Here is a 304-nt window from a genome sequence, read left to right on the forward strand (position 1 = left end):
CGAAGTTGACGCGGATCAGCGGGTCCATCAGCGCCGTCAGGCTCTCGGTGTAGGCCCGCGGCGCCGGCGCGCACACGCCGGGGTAGCCGCGGCGCTCGTCGGCGCCCGGGCAGGGCTGAAACGCGGCCTGGCAGGCGGCGTCGACAAGCGCCTGCGGGTCGTCGAGGAAGTCGTCGATGAAGACGACCTGGTGCTCGCCCACCCGCACGGAGCGGATGTCCGGCGGCATGCGGATGGCGAAAGGATCGCCCGCCATGGCCTCAGATCTTCCAGTACCAACCGCGCCGGTCCAGCACCCAGACGA

1 protein-coding gene is annotated in these 304 nt (G+C 71.4%); it reads right to left on the reverse strand.

From position 1 onward, the window contains the following. Positions 1–256: DUF6445 family protein (locus ACG04Q_RS25600; protein WP_394514708.1), on the reverse strand; the 256-nt coding region annotated here is incomplete at its 3' end. Positions 257–304: the final 48 nt, after the last annotated feature.

This window comes from Pelomonas lactea (assembly GCF_043555885.1).
GTDB classification, from domain to species: domain Bacteria; phylum Pseudomonadota; class Gammaproteobacteria; order Burkholderiales; family Burkholderiaceae_C; genus Pelomonas; species Pelomonas lactea.